At 50.0% G+C, this 2,286-nt stretch carries 4 protein-coding genes; 3 read left to right on the forward strand and 1 reads right to left on the reverse strand.

Going from position 1 to position 2,286, the window contains the following annotated elements:
* The coding region (locus tag ABLA76_RS17875; RefSeq protein ID WP_348988941.1) for a TIGR03747 family integrating conjugative element membrane protein at positions 1-364 on the forward strand (364 nt) is incomplete at its 5' end.
* A gap of 324 nt (positions 365-688) precedes the next feature.
* On the opposite strand, the gene ABLA76_RS17880 is transcribed toward ABLA76_RS17875, so the two are convergent.
* On the reverse strand, positions 689-1,417 hold the full coding sequence (locus tag ABLA76_RS17880) for a DUF5710 domain-containing protein (protein ID WP_348988942.1): 729 nt from the start codon (positions 1,415-1,417) through the stop codon (positions 689-691).
* Positions 1,418-1,572: 155 nt separating this feature from the next.
* Between ABLA76_RS17880 and ABLA76_RS17885 the strand changes: the two genes are divergently transcribed.
* Together ABLA76_RS17885 and ABLA76_RS17890 are read left to right on the forward strand one after the other, a co-directional pair.
* Positions 1,573-1,902 carry an RAQPRD family integrative conjugative element protein gene (locus tag ABLA76_RS17885; RefSeq protein ID WP_348988943.1) on the forward strand — a complete coding sequence of 110 codons (330 nt, stop codon included), beginning with the start codon at positions 1,573-1,575 and terminating at the stop codon, positions 1,900-1,902.
* The gene (locus ABLA76_RS17890) at positions 1,899-2,135 is read left to right on the forward strand and encodes a TIGR03758 family integrating conjugative element protein (RefSeq protein ID WP_348988944.1); all 237 of its coding nucleotides are present in this window, start codon (positions 1,899-1,901) and stop codon (positions 2,133-2,135) included. Before ABLA76_RS17885 ends, ABLA76_RS17890 begins: the two co-directional genes overlap by 4 nt.
* Positions 2,136-2,286: the final 151 nt, after the last annotated feature.

Raw genomic sequence — 2,286 nt, forward strand, 5'->3', positions numbered from 1 at the left:
CGTATTACAGGAGGTATCGGGCTATTTGCAGGATTACGGGCTGGCCACGGTGTTTATCACGATGGTGACGCTGATCCGGCTGGCGATCCTGGTGCTATCCGTTCCGCTGTTTGTGATGGTGTTTTTAGTCGCAGGGGTTGACGGACTGGGACGGCGGGATTTACGTCGTTATGGCGCAGGATATGAGTCGAGTTTTGTCTATCATCATGCCAGGCGGGGGATTAAACCGGCCTGCACCATTCCCTGTATGTTGTATTTATCCTGGCCGAGTGTGGTGTATCCGACGGTGATATTATTGCCGGCGGCAATAGTGCTGGGTATAGCGGTGGTGATCACCACCTCGATGTTTAAGAAGTATATATAGGTGCGACGTGAAGATTTATTTCAATTATAAAACAATTGGATACGTTGATTTGAAATAAATTATAAGCTTCGCCAGTTATTGTCAAACATTCAATATCAGAATGAAGATTGACCTGTTGTACGACCAACAGTAGCCCAGAGGACAGGCATTACGGGTAACTTTTGTCTGAAGCTCCTCCGGAAAGTAGCCACCGTTAGGTGTGATCATCCCTGTGAGGGGGTGATTGCGCTACTCGACCGCTGGACGATGGAATGCAAAACGGTTTTTTGTTTTGTATTCCATCATCAGCAGACAAGCCGCACTGCGGCGCGTCAGTCTTCCCGGTTAATGCGGATACGTTGACTGAACATTAATGACATGCGTCATCCATTCAAACCAATCTCCGGCAGTATAGGCGCCCTTGCTGGCGCTCAGCACCGTATTTTCCATATCAATATGAAAACGCTGGTGCGAGATATCCTGACAATAGCCCATAAAAGGTTCGTCGATACGATGAAGCTGGATGGCGGCGGCTTCCTTTCTGGAGGAAGGAAAAAACGCCCCACCGACTTCCGCGAACATGTCCGCATCATCCTGTTGTGTACCGCAATGTTCGCAGTGATTTATCCAGTGCGTTCGGCGTATTCGTCGCCCCCCTGTTTTGCGCAAAGTGTGGTGAAAGCCAGATAATACATTGCGCACGGTGGTGGGAATGTCGGCGACATAAAAGAGAAACGCCGGGCTGTCCTGCTCTGAGTAGTCCACTTCAGTGTTGGTTTCGTCGTCATCTTCATCTTCATCGTCATCATCATCCGCTTCCAGCATTTTATGCCCGGCAGGCAACATAAACGCGGTGACGGTGGTGTGTTCCTGGCAGTGTGGGCACGGCGTCCGGGTCTGGGCGAGATACCAGAATTCGGCATGGACATTGTAGAACGGTAACCAGTTCATAAACGGGGTCGGGTCAAAACTATCGTCGATATACCAGATTTGAGCGGCTGCATCCCAGTGTGCGCCCAATTTGCGGGCCTTCTCGTGTTCTTCATCGGGGACATTTAAATCAATCCGCAGCATATTACTTCCTTTATTCTTCATGGTTAAGTCTTGGCTGAATACGTTAGTCAGACTATTTAGCTAATTTTCATCAAAGCATAAAGAGTTTATTGCTGACCGCCGCTAAAAAACGCCGCATCCTTGCCATTTTGGAACCCATCATAAGGTGAGTGTTTATGCGCGGTGGCTTTTCGATATCCTGTTCTGCCTGCCTGCTGGGGCTGGCTGTGTTGTGTATGCCGCTGGCGCAAGCGGCCGAAAAAGACGAACTGGCGAGTGCAAAACGTCTGATTGAGCAGGTGCAAATGGCACTGGAACGCGCCAGCATCGCAGAAAAGCAATCAGATACCTCAAAACTTCCTCGTTATGACTTTGATTATCAGCGTATCAAAACCGACCTCAACACCCTCAAAGCGGGCATTGATCACTACCTTACGCCTTCCCGCGAGCAGCCCCAGGGGTCCGGCACATTATCCGGTCATTACCGTCAGGAAAACCCGCAATGACTGACGCACAACGCAATGCTTTTGAAGTGGCCTCCGGCCATTTTGATATCACTTTTTTGTATCTGGTGTGCGTCGGATTTTTCCTGGCCACCCTGTTTTTCTGGGCGGCCTGGGCCGCAGTGGATGTCTGGCAGGGCTGGGCGAATGAAAAAGTGCGTAATGAAACCCTCAGCCAGTTTGCCATCCGAACCGCGGTATTGCTGGTCGTGGCTGTCTGGATGTTTGCCAGTTAATGCAGCGAACATAATGAAAAGGAACAGAGTCAATATGAAGCCCATTTTTACCGTCTGTCGGCGTATCAGCACGAGCCTGATGACCAGAATAAACGCCTTTCTTTTATTGTGCTGCTTTTCCTGTCGATCCGCCTGGGCGGATTTGCCCGCT

The sequence above is a fragment of the Xenorhabdus sp. SGI240 genome (genome assembly GCF_040081915.1).
GTDB classification, from domain to species: Bacteria; Pseudomonadota; Gammaproteobacteria; order Enterobacterales; family Enterobacteriaceae; genus Xenorhabdus; species Xenorhabdus bakwenae.

Coding starts and splice junctions, on each gene's coding strand:
- ABLA76_RS17880 (WP_348988942.1), bottom strand. CDS start 1,417: ATGCTGCGGATTGATTTAAATGTCCCCGATGAAGAACACGAGAAGGCC.
- ABLA76_RS17885 (WP_348988943.1), top strand. CDS start 1,573: ATGCGCGGTGGCTTTTCGATATCCTGTTCTGCCTGCCTGCTGGGGCTG.
- ABLA76_RS17890 (WP_348988944.1), top strand. CDS start 1,899: ATGACTGACGCACAACGCAATGCTTTTGAAGTGGCCTCCGGCCATTTT.